Origin of the sequence: Mesorhizobium sp. B2-3-10, assembly GCF_006442275.1 — a bacterium.
Taxonomy (GTDB): domain Bacteria; phylum Pseudomonadota; class Alphaproteobacteria; order Rhizobiales; family Rhizobiaceae; genus Mesorhizobium; species Mesorhizobium australicum.
Genome location: NZ_VFVT01000015.1, coordinates 1 through 15,622 on the forward strand (window position 1 = coordinate 1; position 15,622 = coordinate 15,622).

Consider the following 15,622-nt stretch of genomic DNA (forward strand, 5'->3'; position numbering starts at 1 on the left):
GTTCGGGGGCAGGGGCGGCGGCGGTCGCGGCGGCCCGGGGGACTTCTTTCGCGCCGGGCGCATGCTGGCCGACGGCGACCTCAAGCTGATCACGCTGTCGCTGCTGGCCGAGGCGCCGCGTCACGGCTACGACATCATCAAGGCGCTGGAAGAGCGCACCAGCGGCATCTACACCCCGAGCCCGGGCGTGGTCTACCCGACGCTGACCTTCCTGGAAGAGGCTGGCTATGCCGTGTCGTCGAGCGAAGGCAACAAGAAGGTGTTCTCGATCACCGAGGCCGGGCAGGCGCATCTGGCCGACAATCGCGAGATGATCGACGGCGTGCTCGATCATCTCGAGCGCTTCGGCCGCAAGATGGCCAAGGCGCGCGACTGGTTCGGCTGGAACGACGACGGCGAGGACCGTCGCGGCGGCCGCGGTGGCCGTGGCGAGCGCTCCGAAACGCGCGACGAATTCCGCGCCATCCGCCACCGGCTGCGCGCGGCACTCGGCGAGATCGTCGATGCCCCGGCCGAAAAGCAGGCCGAGGCGATCGCCATTCTGGAAGCCGCCGCCGAAGCGCTGGAAGCGCTGACACATCGCTAAACCCATGTTGCGGCGCGTCTCCTGAAGCGCGAAAGCTCAACATAAAAGCCCGGGGAGATCCGGGCTTTTCTCGTCAGGGCAGGTCGGCATCATTCCTTGCCGACATATTCACTGATCAGCTTCTCGTTGCGCGCCTTCTCGATCTTGGCGGTCCCGGCGGAGATGCGCTCGTCGGTGCGGTACTTGACCAGGTTCATGAGGCTGCCGGTGAGCAGCAGGATGCCCATGGCCCAGTAGCCGATAGCAGGAATGAACCTCGTTCAAGACCTTTTGAACACTGTTCACGATACCTTGGATGTGGTAAACGAAGCGGCGTCGGGTCGAAAACAGCAGGTCATTTGCAAGGCGCGCTCATTCAGAAGGAAAAGCATGGCACTCGACAAGGAAGAGACGGGCGAGCGGGTGCTGGCCATTGCCGAAGCGCTGCTCAACGAGGGCGGCATGGACAATCTGAAGGCCAGGACCATTGCCGAACAGGCGGGCATCTCAGTCGGCTCGGTCTACAACCTGTTTTCCGATCTGGACGGGGTGCACCGCGCCGTCAACATGCGCCTGCTCGACCGGCTGGGGATCGCGGGCGCCGCGGCGATGGCCGAGCTTGCCAGGCGTGGCATCACCGACGTGCGCCAACGACTGATGGCACTGGCAGGCGCCTATGTTCGCTTCGTCGAGGCGCATCCCGGCAGCTGGCCGGCGCTGCTTGCCTTCAACAGGCGGCGTCCGGTGCTGACCGAGCCCGACGTCTACGAGGCGCGGCTCGACCGGCTGTTCGAGATCATCGCCAGCGTGCTTGCCGATGGCGGCTTCGATCTCGACGAGGACACGCGCCGGATCGCCGCGCGAACCCTCTGGTCAAGCGTACATGGCATCGTCACCAGCGGTTATACGGCCAGGTCCGACCGCCGCCAGGCCGATGAGATCGGCCAGCAGATCGAGCTCCTGGTCTCCGTCTTCATCAGGGGACTGGAACGCGGCGGCACATTCGCGCATGCTGGAGGAACAACGTCGTGAATCGCACGCGAACCGCGATCGCCGGCGACAGGGAGATTTGAGCGATGTCTTTTCTGAAGCGTCTTTTCGGCGGTGGCGGCGAAGCGGCCGAGCCCGGCAGTGCCGCACCGGCCAAGCAGGTCGAGCACAAGGGCTTCACGATCAGCGCCACGCCCTACAAGGCTGATGGCCAGTACCAGACCTGCGGCGTCGTCTCCAAGGAAGTCGACGGCGTGGTGAAGGAGCACAAATTCATCCGCGCCGACCGTTTCGCCGGGCTGGACGACGCCGTCGACATCTCGATCAAGAAAGGCATCCAGCTCGTCGACGAACAGGGCGAGCGGATTTTCGGCTAGGGCATGCCGTTCCCGAAGCGAGCCTGGGGTGCGCGTAAGAGGACCGAAACCCTCGAGCACCGCGGTCGAAGCGCTCGAGGTCCTACGTCAGCCGGTTTGCATCCAGACGGGTATTATCCACGCTTGTGGATGACGCCGTAAAGCACGTTGCGGTTCTCGCCGAAGTAGACCTGCGCGTCGACTGCGTTGCGGTCGACGCTGGCGTTGATGATGTTCCACATGTCGACCTCCGACCGCAGCAGCAGCACCCAGTCCATGAACGTTTCCCGGTAGCCGGCGTCAGGAGTGCCCTCGGCGTAGTTGGCGAACAGGAAGGTCCCGTTCGGCTTCAGCATCTGCAGGCAGGTCTTGGTGAGTTTCACGGCGACATTGTGCTGGAGGTAGTCGTAAAGGCCGGAGGCATAGATGAGGTCGAACTTGCCGAGCTTGTGGCTTCTGGTGAGCACAGTGCGCACCGAGCCGTCGATGGCCTCGACCGCGGAGCCCTGGAAGTCGCGCGCGATCAGTCCGACGCTCTGGGGATCCTGGTCGAGCGCGACCCAGCGCTTGAGGCCGCCCTCGGCCAATGCGGCCGAACGGTTCGCCTCGCGCAGATGGCCGGCGGCGATCGCCAGGACTTCCGTTTCGGGCCCGTTCCTGGCCGCGGTTTCATCGACATAGCGGGTCAGCAGATCGCGGCGCTCGCGTGCGGCGACGCATGACGGAACGTTCTGGGTGTGGCTGTAAAGCGCCTTGCCGACCTCCGAGGCGCTTGCGACGCTCTCGGCAACATGCGGGTCGCAATAGATGTAGTCGAGCAACTGCGCGTCGCCGGAATAACCCCTGGGCTTGGTGAAGGACCAATGTGTCAGCGGATCCTCCAGAAAGTACTTCTGGATCGGGTGGTTCTGCGCCACCGGTATCAGGGCCTGCCAAACGTCGGGATGGACCTTGGCGCGCAGCGCGTTGAGAAGCGACAGCAGGCGGCGGACGATCTCGGCGGGAAATTTTTGCTGCTCGACCTGTTGCTGTGTGGCGTGGAGGATGAGCGCCAGCTCCGCGCGAGCGGTTTCGAACGCTTCGCCATGATGCTCGGGCTTTCCTCGACGGAGACCACCGGCGATTGCTTCAGCAGTAATCAGACTCTGGCCGTCAAAGACAGTTTGCACACCAAGGCTCCATAGTTAACAGTCAGTTAACTTATTGCGTAGAATACTCGATTTGCCAACGGCGGCTCCGTTGCATTCTATCGATATGATTAATTTCCCGCTAACCATATCAATTCTTTGGGGTTTTTGAGGGCGGGATTCCGGGTTCGAGTTAACGGAAACTTGTCCTGCGTCATTGCATTTGATCGCGCGGCAAGTCGTGTCGCGCCAAGGAGTCGGTCTGCGTTGGGGGCAGAAGCTGGAAAAGAGTTCGGAACGCGAAATGTCCTTCAGTCGGGATTTGTCGTGAACGAACGCGCGTCATCGGCAGTGGCCGATGCGGTGGATACGGAACCGCCGCGTCAGGAGCTGGGGGCGGCCGAACTTCGAACCCTTTACCGCACGGAAGCCCAGGCGAAGCGAAGGAAGGAAGCCAGGCCAGGCCTCTGGATCGCCGTCGTCATCTACGTCTTGTTTTCGGCATCGGATCTGCTGCTGATACCCGACGTGGCCGCCCTTACGATCACGGCCCGCTTCGCTGTCGGACTGACTGCACTGTTGGTCCTGGAAGCACAGCTTCGCAGGGGAGCCGCCACCGACTGGCTTGACGTAACCTGCGCCGCGGCCATCATCTTTGGCTATATCGGCTGGCTTTGCCCCGCGTCCATGGGCGCGAACAAGGAAAGCGTCGCCTATTATATGGTCTTTGGCACCATTTTCATGATGAGTGCCAATCTCTTCTTCACATTCCGCTTCAAGGTCTCGATCATAACGTCGACGATAATTTTGTGTATCTTGTATGTGGTGAACTACTTTTTACCGGCTACGCTGATATACAAGATGGTCTTCGGCACCTTCTACGTTTCGTGCTTCACATTCACGTCCTATGTGAACTGGAAGCTGAACGAAGAACGCTACAACGTCTTCCTGAACGCGCTGGAAGCCAAGATCCAGCACAAGGAGGCGACCGAGCGCGGCAAGGCCCTGCTCAGGCTGTCGCGGACGGATCCGCTGACCGGGCTGGAGAACCGGCGCGCGATCGACGAAAAACTGCGCGACTATTGGAACGACTGGCAAAAGCTTGGCCACGGTTTCGCGGCGATCCTCATCGATGTCGACTTCTTCAAGAAGTTCAACGATTGCTATGGCCATCAGGAAGGCGACCGTTGCCTGATCCAGGTCGCCGATGCGCTCAGCGACCTGATCAAGCAACATGATGGCTCCATCGGCCGTTATGGCGGCGAGGAATTCATCGTCCTGGCCCGCATGGACAAGAAGGGCGAGGTCGCGGATCTGGCGGAAGCCATTTGCCGCACGATCGAGAACCTGGCGATCGCGCATGAGTTGCGCCGGGATGGCATCTCGATCGTGACGGCGAGCGTGGGCGCGGCGTTCACCAGGAAGCAGACCGCCGCCAAGCTGGAGAAGATCATCCACGAGGCCGATCGAGCGCTCTATCTTGCAAAAGCCAGCGGCCGAAACTGTGCCCGGCTGTTCGATCCGACCGATCCCCAGAGCAGCGACGAGAGCGAGAACCTGGCGGCCTTGCTGAAGATCGCCATTGGCCAGGACCTCGTTTCGCTCGTCTACCAACCCATCCAGGATGTCGCGTCGGGCGGGTTCGAGGCCGTGGAGGCGCTGATGCGCCTCAAGATGCTCGACGGCACCCTGGTTCCGCCGAGCCTGTTCATTCCCGTCGCGGAACGAACCGGCGCCATCCTCGAGCTCGGGCGCTGGGCAATAAGGACGGTGTGCGCCGAACTCCTGGCGCAGGATCACGTGCGCGTCGTCAGCGTCAACGTCTCGCCGATCCAGCTCAAGACGCCCGGCTTCGCGACGTCGGTCGCGACCATTCTGGGCGAGACCGGCGTAACCGGAAACAGGCTGGCCTTCGAGATCACCGAGGGGCTGGAGATGGAGATGCATTCCGACATCCTGCGCTGCATCAGCGACCTGAAGCTGCTCGGGATCAGGATCTGGCTCGATGATTTCGGGACGGGCTTCGCCGGCCTTTCATGGCTTCGTCTCATCGACTTCGATACGGTCAAGATCGACCGCTCGTTCCTTCACGACTGCGGCACCCCCAAGGGCATGGCAATGCTGCAGGACATCATCGCGCTGGTCCGAAATCGCGGCCACAAGATCCTGGTCGAAGGGGTGGAGACCGAAGAGCAGATGGTCCTCATGCGCCAGTTCGGCATAGACAAGGTCCAGGGCTTTCACGTCGGCCGTCCCGCTCCGGCCGCGAATTTCCAGACCAAGCGGGCCATTCAAAAGCGGCCGTTCACGGTTCTCAAGTCGGCGTGACCGCGAGGTAGCATGGCTTGACCGGCCATTGGCCCGTCAAGCCCGTCTGCCCTCTGGCGACGATTGCAGTGCGGCGATGCCTATGCCGTCTGCAACGCCCTGCGTGGCAGCGGCGGGAAGGCGATCGCTATGCCCGCGGCACCCAGGCCGATAAGCGCCGAGCCGATGAACAGCCAATGGTAGCTGGCATAGGCGTCGAAGATCATGCCGCCGGCAAGCGGCCCTAGCGCCATGCCGAGGCTGGAGAGCATGGTGGCGGCGCCGAATACGGTGCCGAGGATGCGCTGGCCGAAATATTCGCGCGCCAGCACCGCGTAGAGCGGCATGACGCCGCCATAGGTGGCGCCAAAGATGACGGCCAGCATATAGAACTGGTCGAGCTGGCTGATCGAGAGATAGGCGGCAATGACGATCGCCTGGATCGCCAGCCCGGCGATCAGCACCGGCTTCACCCCGAGCCGGTCGGCCAGCACGCCGTAGAGCAGCCTGCCGCCGAGGCCTGCCAGACCCTCGACACTGTAGATCGAGACAGCGGCCATCGGGGCGACGCCGCACAGCATGGCGTAGCTGACCATGTGGAAGATCGGGCCGGAATGAGCCGCGCAGCAGGCGAAGAAGGTCAGCCCCAGCACGATGAATTGCGGCGAGCGCAGCGCCTGGCCGACCGTGAGGCCAGCGCCTTCGGCGGCTTGTGATGCGGCGGCACCCGAGGCGACAGGCTTCGGCGGTTGGCGCACCAGAAGCACGGCGGGCAGCAGAAGCACCCAGGCCAGGATGCCGATGTCGAACATGGCGCTACGCCATTCGTAGGCGGAGATCAGCCAGCGGGCGAGCGGCGAGATCGTCATCGGCGCCACGCCCATGCCGGCCGAGACCAGCGATACGGCCAGTCCGCGATTGGTGTCGAACCAGCCTGACGTCAGCGCGATCATCGGCGCGAAGAAGGCGCTGGCCGCGAGCCCGACGAGCACGCCATAGGTGATCTGGAAGGTGAGAAGCGAACCGGCGCGGCTTGCCAGCACCAACGCCAGCCCGAGCAGCACGGCGCCGATCGTGACGACGATACGGGCGCCGAACCGGTCGGACAGGGCACCCCAGGCGAAACCGCCAAGGCCCATCACCAGGAAATTGAGTGTCATGGCGCTCGAAATGCCCGCGCGCGACCAATTGGTATCGAGCGCCATGGGTTCGAGAAAGATCGCCAGCGAAAACATCGTGCCGATGGCGACACAGGACATCAGCGCGCCAGCCGCGACGATGACCCAACGGTAGGAATGGTTCATGGTTTTCTCCCATGCCGGAACGCGGTCTTGTGGTGGCACGGTCCAGCTTCGCCGTGCCCTTGCGTCCGAAGGACGCCGGCACCAGCGCCCATCCTACAATCCGGTTGCATTTTTTATCCAGTCTGGACGTTAGGGCTTTGACGGATACAGACCCTTGGATTTGCGCTGGCTTGTCCTAGATCGGCAGTTCCGATGTGTATTTGATCGTCTGGCTCGGTACGTCGGTCTTGACGTTCTGCACGCCCTTGATGCGGCTGAGATGCTCCGACTGGAAGCGCCGGTAGTCATCGATGCCGGCGGCCACGACGCGCACCATGGCGTCGCAGTCGCCGAGCATGAGATAGCACTCCATCACTTGCGGCAGCTTGGCGACCTCGGTGGCGAAATGTTCGATCGTGTCCTCGTCCTGTGCCCTCAGCCAGATGCGGGTGAAGAAGGTGAGGCCCTTGCCGATGCTGGCCGGATTGATCACGGCGACATAGCGGTCGATGATACCGGCTTCCTCCAGGAGCTTGACGCGCCGCAGGCAAGGCGAGGGCGACAGGCCGACCTCATTGGCCAGATCATTGTTGGCCATGCGGCCGTCTCGCTGCAACGCCCGCAGGATGCGTTTGTCGATGTCGTCGAGCTTCATGGCGTTGAGTTCCATTTTCCTGCGGCTTCGTAACAGTGAATGCCAAAATCTGACGAAAGACAACAATCTTCGCAACCAAATTGCGGAGAGCTGTAGGTATGTTTTGCCCCTGACATCACGGGATTTCAAACGCAGGGCAGGGCGGCTGTGGGGCCGCCCAATGGCAGGGTATGAGCATTTCACAGGCAGTCGAGACGGTCGGCAATGGTTCGGGATCGGAGTTTCGCCGTGGCGTGGCGTCCTGCGCGCCGGTGCTGCTCGGCACGATCCCCTATGCGCTGGTGCTTGGCGCCCAGGCCGTGCAGAAAGGGCTGAGCACGGTCGAGCTGTCCGTGATGACGGGGCTGAACTTCGCCGGCGGCTCGGAATTCGCGGCGGTCCAGCTGTGGACGTCGCCGCCGCACATCCTGCTCATCGTCGCCATCACCTTCCTGGTCAACAGCCGCCATCTGTTGATGGGAGCGGCGCTCGCGCCGTTCCTGCGCGACCTGCCGCGGCGCAAGGTGTTTCCGGCGCTGTTCTTCCTATGCGACGAAAGCTGGGCGCTGGGCCTGGCCGACGCCAAACAGCGCGCCCCCGCCGGTGTCGCACCGGCCTTCAGCCCGCGCTATTACATGGGTGCCGCGCTGGCGATGTATCTGACCTGGGTAGCCTTCACCACGCTGGGCGCCTTGCTCGGCCCGATGCTGGGCCATGTCGAGACCTACGGTTTCGACATGGCGTTTCCGGCCGTCTTCCTGGTGCTGATGCGCGGCATGTGGAAGGGCGTCGCGGCGGCACGGCCCTGGCTTGTCAGCCTGGCCGTCGCGGCGCTGGTCTATCTCTTCGTTCCCGGCGCCTGGTATGTCGCGGCGGGCGCGGTGTCGGGGCTGGCCGCGGCCTGGCTGATGGCGGGTGATGCATGATCGACGCAGCGACCCTTCTCACCATCGTGCTGATGGCCGGCGTCACCTATCTGACGCGGATCGGCGGCTATGTCGTGCTGCGCAACCGCGTGCTCAGTCCCCGCGCCACGGCGGTGATGGAGGCAGCACCCGGCTGCGTGCTGATCTCTGTCATCGCGCCGGCCTTCGTGTCGCGCAATCCCGCCGATCTCGCGGCATTGGCCATCACCTTGGTCGCCGCGACACGGCTTTCCATGCTGCCAACCGTGCTGATCGGGGTCGCTTCGGCCAGCCTGTTGAGGCATCTGATCGGCTAGAACGAAAAAAGCAGGCGCGAACGCCTGCCTTTGACAAACCATGGACCGAGAGTCTTACGCTGCAGCCGCGACATCACGGCTGGCGGCAACCAATGCATCGACCGTGGCCGTAGCCTTGGCGAGCGCGGCATCCACCGCGTCAGGTCCCTTGGAGACGCCCTCGATGCGGATGACGTCGACATCGGTCATGCCGATAAAACCGAGCACGCTGCGCAGGTAGGGGACGGCGTGATCGAACTGCACGGCCGCACCTTCGGAATAGATGCCGCCGGAGGCCAGCACGATGTAGACCTTCTTGCCGGTGACGAGACCCTTGGGGCCGTTCTCGCCATAGGCAAAGCTCTTGCCGGAGCGGGCGACGTGATCGACCCAGGACTTCAACGTCGAGGAGATGTTGAAGTTGATGAAGCCGGTGGCCAGGATCACCGTGTCGGCGGCGAACAGCTCGTCAAGCACGACATCGGAAACGCCGACCACTTCGGCCTGGCGCGGGGTGCGGGCATCGGCCGGCGTGTAGATGCCGGTCGCATAGTCGGCATCGATATGCGGCAGCGGGTTGGCGACGAGGTCGCGCACGACCAGCGTGTTCGACGGGTCAGCGGCGAGAAGCTTCTGGGCGAACTCGGTGGCGATGCGGGTCGAGTGCGAGGCAGCGCCGCGCGGGCTTGAGGTGACGAGAAGAATGGACATAGCGGGTCTCTCCAGTGGGATGAATTGTCCCGCCATATATGGGGCATCGACCAATCAGATAAACTGGTATATTTTCGATACGATCCATCCATTAAGTAGATACAACGATGCAGCCCAACCCGACCCTCGACCAGCTCCAAATCCTTGTCGCCGTTGCCGATACCGGCAGTTTCTCGGCAGCCGGCCGCAAGCTCAACCGCGCGCAATCCGTCATCAGCTACGGTATCGCCAATCTCGAGGCGCAGCTCGGGCTGAAGCTTTTCGAGCGCGAGGGCACGCGCGAGCCGCAACTGACCGAGATCGGCCGGGCGATGCTGGAAGACGCGCGGCGCATGATTGGCGTGCTGCAGCGCATGCGCTCGCGCGTCGACGGGCACCATCACGGGCTGGAGGCCGAGGTGGCGCTGGCGGTGGACGTATCATTGCCTTCCCCCGTGCTGGTGCGGGTGCTCAAGGCATTCGAGGCGCGGTTTCCGACCGTGATGCTGCGCCTGTATATCGGCACGCTCGGTCTCATCCCCGATCTTGTCGTCAGCGGACAGGCCGATCTCGGCATTGGCGGCCTGCTAGGCGATGTCGACGTGCATCTCGTGCGCATCGGCTTCATGTCGCTGGTGCCGGCGGCAGCGCCCAATCATCCGCTGGCCCTGCTGCCGAAGCCGGTGGCGCTCGAGGATGTGCGCGAGCATACGCAGCTTGTCGTGATCGACCAGTCCGAGCGCACCAAGGGACGCGATTACGGCGTCTTCGCCTACCGCACGTGGCGACTGACCGACATGCGCACCAAGCACATACTGATGCGCGAGGGGCTCGGCTGGGGCGGGCTGCCGCGCTGGCTGATCGCCGACGACCTGGCCAGCGGCCGCCTGGTGGAACTCGACCTCGAACCCTACAAGGAAGTGAGTTCGCCCCTGTTTGCCATGCACCGCAACGATCGCAGTCCAAAGCCGGCGGCGGCCTGGCTGATCGACCGGTTCAAGCGCGGGCTCGGCTGCTTCAACGAGTTCGAGCCGGGCGAGGTGCCCGAAGAGGAGCCGGACACCGACGGTGATGCGAACGCCGGCGGCTGAATCCTGGAACTCAGCCGAAAATCATTCGATCTGCGTCACCCCGGAAACCACGAGCTGCGCCGTACGGGCGGTCAATTTTCCGCATTTGCGCAGTGTCGGTTTTTCATAGGTCCTTTTCATGTGTCCATCCCAAATGTGAGCCCGCAAGGTGGGTGAGCCAGCCATAACGGGATTGGACGGTTTCGGTTGCCTCGCCATTGCATTCTCCGCTGCGTACAAGGACACGATCACCTGCCTTTCGGAGACTGTTGGGGAACTCCACGCTTCACAGCCGGTCGCGATAATGTCCTTCCACTTTGCTGGGCGTCGCGAAACCAATGTGTCGACCTCCATCTTCTGGTCGCCTCCCATCGCTAAGCCCTGCCGGACCAACGGCACGCGCCTCAGTCGGACTTTCCCAGACCTTTCAGGATAAAGCGAATCTGCTCGCGCAGGCCAGCTTCGTCATCTTCGCCGTGTCGAAGGCGGTGCTCGATCAGAATCGGGTGGAAAAACGGCGTGAAGGCGGTCTTGACCGCGCGCGCTGCTTCCACTGGATCTTCGACCTTGAATTCCCGTGTTTGGATGCCCTCGCGGATAATCGCTTCGAGGATCGTTACCACCCGCTCGGTATGCGCCTTGATGATCGCGCAGTTGTTTTGCATGGCGGCGACAATCATCTCGTGCATGCGCCTTTCCTTGACCAGTGTGGTCTTGCTGTGATGGTGCATCGCGGTCAGGAGTTGGTCGAGTTTCTCCGGGGCCGGCGCGCTCGTGCATGCGATCGCAGAGGCGATCCCGGCGACCTCGTTGACGACCCGCCCGCAGACGGACTCGATGATCGCACCCTTGGAGGGGAAGAAACGATAGACGTTTGCCGTGCTCATGCCGAGTTCGGAGGCGATATCAGCCACCGATGTCTTATGGGTGCCGAGGCGGCGAAACTGCTCGTCCGCCACAGCCAGGATGCGCGCGCGCATCTCGTCGGGATCAGTTCGTGTTCGAACTGGACGGTTCATGCATGTCTCCAGAATTGATGAAGCGAACCGGCCGGACTCGCGTGGACGATCGTCTGTAAGCGGCAGGTTCGTGCCGTTGGCCTGTGTCCAGGCAGAGCCAACGGGCAAGAATTCGAACCGTCTCCTGCGACAACGGAGCCCTACTCGGCCGCCATTGCTGCCGGCACTTCCGGTTCCTCCGTTGAATTCTCCTGGACCTCATCCGTGGCCGGCTTGATCCGGAACCACGCGACGTAGAGTGCAGGGAGGAACAGCAGGATCAGCACCGTGCCGGCAGCCGTGCCGCCGATCAGCGTGAACGCCATCGATCCCCAGAAGACGGAGTGCGTGAGGGGGATGAAAGCCAGAACGGCGGCAAGTGCGGTCAGGATCACCGGCCTTGTGCGTTGCACCGTGGCCTCGATGACCGCCTGAAAGTCGTCAAGACCGGCGGCACGGTTCTCCTTGATCTGTTCGGTCAGGATCAGCGTATTGCGCATCAGGATACCCGCCAGGCCTATCAGGCCCAGGATGGCGTTGAATCCGAAAGGCTGGTTGAAGGCCAGCAACATCGGTACGACGCCAACGAGACCGAGAGGTGCCGTCAGCATGACCATCGCCATCGTCGAGAAGGATCGCACCTGCAGTATGATGACGATCAGCATGGCGGCGAGCATGGCCGGAAAGACCTTGCCCAGCGCTGTGTTGGCCTTGGTTGCCTCCTCGATCGATCCACCCATTTCGATGCGATAGCCGGCAGGCAGGGATTGAATCAGCGGCTGAAGGGCCGTCATGATCTGCTTGGAAACCTCTGGAGGCTGGGTCGCCTCATTGATGTCCGAGCGGATCGTGATGACGGGTGTGCGATCGCGGCGTTTCAGGATCGGTTCTTCCAGACGAACTTCGGAGTGACCGATCTGGTCGAGTGGAATCTGGCGGCCCTCCCGGCTCATCAGCGAGAAATCCGCCAGACGCGATGGATCCAGTCGCTCGCCGCCGGCGCTGCGGGCCACGATGGGGACGTTGCGGATGTCCTCGCGGACCTGCGTGACCGGGATGCCGGTGAGGAGGAACTGGAGCTGCTGGGCCACTTCCGCCGGCGACAGGCCGATAAGGTTCAATCGGTCCTGATCCGGGATGAAGCGCAGTACCGGCGTGCGATTGCCCCAGTCGCGATTGGCCTGCCGCACGTCCGGTACGCCGCGCATGATGTCGAGAGCTTTTTCGGAGATGATGTACAATTGCCGCGGGTCTGGCCCCATGACCCGGAACTCGACCGGGAACGGCGTGTAAGGTCCGAACACGAGTTGCGTAACGCGGATGTTCGCTTCAGGGGCAAGCCCTGTCGCAACCGCTTCACGGAGCCTGTGCTTCAAGGCCTCGCGCGCGTCCGCGTCCGGTGTCAGGACGACGATCTTGGCGAAGGCGGGATCAGGCAATTCGGGCGCCATGGCGAAGAAGAAGCGGGGAGCGCCCTGACCGACATAGCTCGTGACGATCTTGGCCTCGGGCTGGCCGCCAAGCCAGTGTTCCAGTTTCTCGACCGTGGCGGTCGTCGTCTCGATGCTGGTGCCCTCCGGCAGGCGAACCTCGACCAGCACTTCGGGACGGTCGGATGTCGGGAAGAACTGCTGCTTGAGACCGCTCATGCCGACAACCGAAAGCGCGAAGACGATGCCGACGGCAGCGCAGGTCACGAACTTGTGGCGCACGGCAAAGGTGATGAGCCGGCGGAGGCGCCGATAGTTCGGTGTGTCGTATATGGCTTGAACGCCGCCTTCGACCGGTTTGATCGCGGGCAGCATCTTGACGCCCATATAAGGGGTGAAGAAAACCGCGACGACCCAGGAGACGATGAGGGCGAACCCCACGACCCAGAAGATGTTGCCGGCGTATTCGCCGGCCGTCGAGCGCGCGAAGCCCACCGGCAGGAACCCCGCGATCGTCACCAGCGTGCCCGACAGCATCGGCGCCGCGGTGTGGCTCCATGCATAGGCCGCCGCCTTGATGCGATCCATGCCCTCTTCCATTTTCACCACCATCACCTCGATGGCGATGATGGCGTCGTCGACGAGGAGGCCCAGCGCCAGGATGAGGGCACCAAGCGTGATGCGGTCGAAGAACCGGCCGGTTTCCAGCATGATGAGAAAGACGACGGCGAGCGTCAGCGGGACGGCGGCCGCCACGACGATGCCGACGCGCCAGCCGAGGCTGAGCAGGCTCACCAGCAGCACCACGCCAAGCGCCATCGCGAATTTGATCATGAACTCGTTGACCGACGAGCCGATGTTGACGGCCTGATCGCTCACTTTGGCCAGCGTCATTCCGAGAGGCAGCGTCTGTGCGATCGCTGCTGACCTCTCCTCCAGTGCCTTGCCGAGTTCAAGACCATTCCAGCCCTCCTGCATCACCGCCGCGAGCATGATGGTCGGCTCACCCTGGTGACGGATGACGTAGGTGGCAGGATCCTCGTAGCCGCGCCGGACCACGGCGATGTCGGAGAGCTTCAACGTCCGTCCCGCGGCGACGATCGGCGTGTCGGCGATCGTCTGGACACTGTCATAGGCGCCGTCGACGCGGATGAAGACCTGCGGCCCCTCTGTGTCGATCGAGCCCGCCGGTGTGACGGTGTTCTGCCGCTGCAGGGCAGCGACGATATCCTGCGCCGACACGCCGAGGGTTGCCAGCTTGGCATAGGAAAACTCGACGAATATCTGTTCGGGACGTTCGCCGAGGATGTTGATCTTCTTGACGCCGGGCACATGCAGAAGGTCCTGGCGAATGGTCTCGGCCTGCCTGGCGAGTTCCCGCATGGGCAAGCCCTTCGCCTTAAGGGCGTAAAGAGCGAAACTCACATCGGAATATTCGTCGTTGACAAAGGGGCCGAGCACGCCGGGCGGCAGGTTGCGGGCTTCATCCCCGAGCTTCTTGCGGGCCTGGTAAAATTCCTCCTGCACGCTGGATGGCGGTGTGCTGTCCTTCAGTGTGACCGTCAAATAGGCATAGCCTGGCCGTGTCGTCGTCTCCACACGGTCGTACCAGGTCAACTCCTGAAGTCGCTTCTCCAACGGTTCGGCGACGAGGTCCTGCATCTCGCGCGCCGTCGCGCCCGGCCATACGGTCGTGACCGTCAGGGTCTTGATGGTGAAGTTGGGATCCTCCGCACGTCCAAGCATGAGGAAAGCGTAGGCGCCGGCGGCGACGAGCAGAATGATGAAGAAAAGGGTGACGGCTCGCTCGCGAACGGCGATCGCGGAAAAATTGAGGCTCATCAGTTGCTCCTGTTTTCAGAGGCAGTCCTGACGCGAGCGCCTTCCTGCAGGAGATGAGCACCGAGCGAAACGATCGAATCGCCCGAGCTCAGCCCGGAGATCACGGCGGTTTCGCTGGTTACACGAACAAGCTTGACGGGCCGAAAGTGTACGGTCGAGGTTGAGCCGTCCAAACTCCAAACGCCGGTCTTCTGACCATCGTCCAGCACGGCTCCGAGCGGCACCTGGACTTCCGTTTGACTTGCCTGGCTTGCAAGCCGGATGGTTACCGTCGCGCCAAGCGGTGCTGCCGCGGCCTCACCATCGAGCACATAACGGGCCTCATAGGTACGAGTCTGGGGATCGGCAGCGTCCGACAACTGCCGGAGATGCGCCGTAAAATGCCGCCCATCGCCCCCATACAAGCCCGCCTCGGCTACCGAGCCGATCGCCGGCCGGATCGTTTCGGGAAGCGTGACCACCGCCTCACGGGGGCCGGCGTTCGCGATCCGAACCACGGTCTGTCCCGCGGCGACAACCTGTCCTGGCTCGCCAAGCGTTTCGACGACGGTTCCGTCGGCGTTCGCGTCCAGGACGGAATAGGCCGCCTCGTTTTCCGCGACCTTCGCTTCCGCTTCGGTGGCGGCAAGCTGTGCAGTCGCGGTATCGAGTGCTGCCTTCGCCTGCTCGTAACGCTGCGGGGTTGCGGCCAACTCCTTCTTGACCAGAACCGCATAGCGCTTCTCGTCCGCACTGGTCTGAACCAGGACAGCGCGCGCAGCCGCGACAGCGTTGCGCTTGGCGGTGAGGGCAAGGGCAAGATCGGTATCATCGATCCGCAGCAGCGGTTGGCCCGCCTTGACCTGTTCGCCGACATTTACAAGGCGCTCGATGATCTTGCCGGGTACGCGAAACCCAAGATTGCTCTGCACCCTCGCGGCAATTGTACCCGTGAAGCCGCGTTCGGATCCTGTCACCGCCACTGCCGTCACCAGTCTGACGATCGGTGCTTCCTGCCTCGGGTCAGCCACGACGGCGGCTGCCTGTGTGCGAATGGGAAGCGTGACGAATGCAGCCACCCCAAACCCCGCGACCAGAACGCTCCCCAGCCCAATAATGAGTTTCTTTTTCATGCCCATCGCCTTCTGTG

At 62.9% G+C, this 15,622-nt stretch carries 15 protein-coding genes; 7 read left to right on the forward strand and 8 right to left on the reverse strand.

From position 1 onward, the window contains the following. Window positions 1-586, forward strand: a 586-nt coding sequence (locus tag FJ943_RS28985; protein ID WP_140727040.1) for a PadR family transcriptional regulator, incomplete at its 5' end; no start/stop codon positions are given. 89 nt (window positions 587-675) lie between these two features. Here FJ943_RS28985 and FJ943_RS29800 read toward each other — a convergent pair. Beyond that, the gene (locus FJ943_RS29800) at window positions 676-813 is read right to left on the reverse strand and encodes a hypothetical protein (RefSeq protein ID WP_181174669.1); all 138 of its coding nucleotides are present in this window, start codon (window positions 811-813) and stop codon (window positions 676-678) included. Window positions 814-955: 142 nt separating this feature from the next. On the opposite strand from FJ943_RS29800, the gene FJ943_RS28990 reads away from it, so the two are divergent. Continuing rightward, window positions 956-1,597 carry a TetR/AcrR family transcriptional regulator gene (locus tag FJ943_RS28990; RefSeq protein ID WP_140727043.1) on the forward strand — a complete coding sequence of 214 codons (642 nt, stop codon included), beginning with the start codon at window positions 956-958 and terminating at the stop codon, window positions 1,595-1,597. A 44-nt stretch (window positions 1,598-1,641) separates the two neighbouring features. Next, the gene (locus tag FJ943_RS28995) at window positions 1,642-1,932 is read left to right on the forward strand and encodes an HlyU family transcriptional regulator (protein ID WP_140617800.1); all 291 of its coding nucleotides are present in this window, start codon (window positions 1,642-1,644) and stop codon (window positions 1,930-1,932) included. A 113-nt stretch (window positions 1,933-2,045) separates the two neighbouring features. Here FJ943_RS28995 and FJ943_RS29000 read toward each other — a convergent pair whose 3' ends face one another. Beyond that, window positions 2,046-3,080, reverse strand: a complete 1,035-nt coding sequence (locus tag FJ943_RS29000) for a class I SAM-dependent methyltransferase (protein WP_140727046.1) — start codon at window positions 3,078-3,080, stop codon at window positions 2,046-2,048. A 285-nt stretch (window positions 3,081-3,365) separates the two neighbouring features. Between FJ943_RS29000 and FJ943_RS29005 the strand changes: the two genes are divergently transcribed. Beyond that, entirely contained in the window at window positions 3,366-5,366 is a 2,001-nt protein-coding gene (locus FJ943_RS29005) for an EAL domain-containing protein (protein WP_140727049.1), read from the forward strand. Between the two features lie 80 nt (window positions 5,367-5,446). On the opposite strand, the gene FJ943_RS29010 is transcribed toward FJ943_RS29005, so the two are convergent. Further along, entirely contained in the window at window positions 5,447-6,649 is a 1,203-nt protein-coding gene (locus tag FJ943_RS29010) for an MFS transporter (RefSeq protein ID WP_140727052.1), read from the reverse strand. A gap of 175 nt (window positions 6,650-6,824) precedes the next feature. After that, window positions 6,825-7,283: an Lrp/AsnC family transcriptional regulator gene (locus FJ943_RS29015; protein ID WP_140727156.1), complete on the reverse strand. Its 459-nt coding sequence runs from the start codon at window positions 7,281-7,283 to the stop codon at window positions 6,825-6,827. 170 nt (window positions 7,284-7,453) lie between these two features. Here FJ943_RS29015 and FJ943_RS29020 point away from each other — a divergent pair, with 170 nt between their 5' ends. Together FJ943_RS29020 and FJ943_RS29025 are read left to right on the forward strand one after the other, a co-directional pair. Further along, window positions 7,454-8,188 (forward strand): AzlC family ABC transporter permease, encoded by a 735-nt coding sequence (locus tag FJ943_RS29020; protein ID WP_140727054.1) that lies wholly within the window; start codon window positions 7,454-7,456, stop codon window positions 8,186-8,188. Further along, window positions 8,185-8,484, forward strand: a complete 300-nt coding sequence (locus FJ943_RS29025; protein WP_015316230.1) for an AzlD family protein — start codon at window positions 8,185-8,187, stop codon at window positions 8,482-8,484. The genes FJ943_RS29020 and FJ943_RS29025 overlap by 4 nt, the downstream gene beginning before the upstream one ends. Window positions 8,485-8,538: 54 nt before the next feature. Here FJ943_RS29025 and FJ943_RS29030 read toward each other — a convergent pair whose 3' ends face one another. Then, a complete protein-coding gene (locus FJ943_RS29030) occupies window positions 8,539-9,174 on the reverse strand; it encodes an FMN-dependent NADH-azoreductase (RefSeq protein ID WP_015316231.1) in 636 nt (211 codons plus the stop codon). 107 nt (window positions 9,175-9,281) lie between these two features. On the opposite strand from FJ943_RS29030, the gene FJ943_RS29035 reads away from it, so the two are divergent. Next, window positions 9,282-10,244 (forward strand): LysR family transcriptional regulator, encoded by a 963-nt coding sequence (locus FJ943_RS29035; protein ID WP_015316232.1) that lies wholly within the window; start codon window positions 9,282-9,284, stop codon window positions 10,242-10,244. 383 nt (window positions 10,245-10,627) lie between these two features. On the opposite strand, the gene FJ943_RS29040 is transcribed toward FJ943_RS29035, so the two are convergent. The 3 genes from FJ943_RS29040 to FJ943_RS29050 form a co-directional block, all read right to left on the reverse strand. Continuing rightward, window positions 10,628-11,242, reverse strand: a complete 615-nt coding sequence (locus FJ943_RS29040; protein ID WP_140727057.1) for a TetR/AcrR family transcriptional regulator — start codon at window positions 11,240-11,242, stop codon at window positions 10,628-10,630. 140 nt (window positions 11,243-11,382) lie between these two features. Further along, the gene (locus tag FJ943_RS29045) at window positions 11,383-14,493 is read right to left on the reverse strand and encodes an efflux RND transporter permease subunit (protein WP_140727060.1); all 3,111 of its coding nucleotides are present in this window, start codon (window positions 14,491-14,493) and stop codon (window positions 11,383-11,385) included. Further along, entirely contained in the window at window positions 14,493-15,605 is a 1,113-nt protein-coding gene (locus tag FJ943_RS29050) for an efflux RND transporter periplasmic adaptor subunit (RefSeq protein ID WP_140727063.1), read from the reverse strand. The genes FJ943_RS29045 and FJ943_RS29050 overlap by 1 nt, the downstream gene beginning before the upstream one ends. Window positions 15,606-15,622: the final 17 nt, after the last annotated feature.

What these genes read in the sequence shown, in the direction of transcription:
- FJ943_RS29800 (WP_181174669.1), bottom strand. Translation starts at nt 813, where the DNA reads ATGGGCATCCTGCTGCTCACCGGCAGCCTCATGAACCTGGTCAAGTAC.
- FJ943_RS28990 (WP_140727043.1), top strand. Translation starts at nt 956, where the DNA reads ATGGCACTCGACAAGGAAGAGACGGGCGAGCGGGTGCTGGCCATTGCC.
- FJ943_RS28995 (WP_140617800.1), top strand. Translation starts at nt 1,642, where the DNA reads ATGTCTTTTCTGAAGCGTCTTTTCGGCGGTGGCGGCGAAGCGGCCGAG.
- FJ943_RS29010 (WP_140727052.1), bottom strand. Translation starts at nt 6,649, where the DNA reads ATGAACCATTCCTACCGTTGGGTCATCGTCGCGGCTGGCGCGCTGATG.
- FJ943_RS29015 (WP_140727156.1), bottom strand. Translation starts at nt 7,283, where the DNA reads ATGAAGCTCGACGACATCGACAAACGCATCCTGCGGGCGTTGCAGCGA.
- FJ943_RS29020 (WP_140727054.1), top strand. Translation starts at nt 7,454, where the DNA reads ATGAGCATTTCACAGGCAGTCGAGACGGTCGGCAATGGTTCGGGATCG.
- FJ943_RS29025 (WP_015316230.1), top strand. Translation starts at nt 8,185, where the DNA reads ATGATCGACGCAGCGACCCTTCTCACCATCGTGCTGATGGCCGGCGTC.
- FJ943_RS29030 (WP_015316231.1), bottom strand. Translation starts at nt 9,174, where the DNA reads ATGTCCATTCTTCTCGTCACCTCAAGCCCGCGCGGCGCTGCCTCGCAC.
- FJ943_RS29035 (WP_015316232.1), top strand. Translation starts at nt 9,282, where the DNA reads ATGCAGCCCAACCCGACCCTCGACCAGCTCCAAATCCTTGTCGCCGTT.
- FJ943_RS29040 (WP_140727057.1), bottom strand. Translation starts at nt 11,242, where the DNA reads ATGAACCGTCCAGTTCGAACACGAACTGATCCCGACGAGATGCGCGCG.
- FJ943_RS29045 (WP_140727060.1), bottom strand. Translation starts at nt 14,493, where the DNA reads ATGAGCCTCAATTTTTCCGCGATCGCCGTTCGCGAGCGAGCCGTCACC.
- FJ943_RS29050 (WP_140727063.1), bottom strand. Translation starts at nt 15,605, where the DNA reads ATGAAAAAGAAACTCATTATTGGGCTGGGGAGCGTTCTGGTCGCGGGG.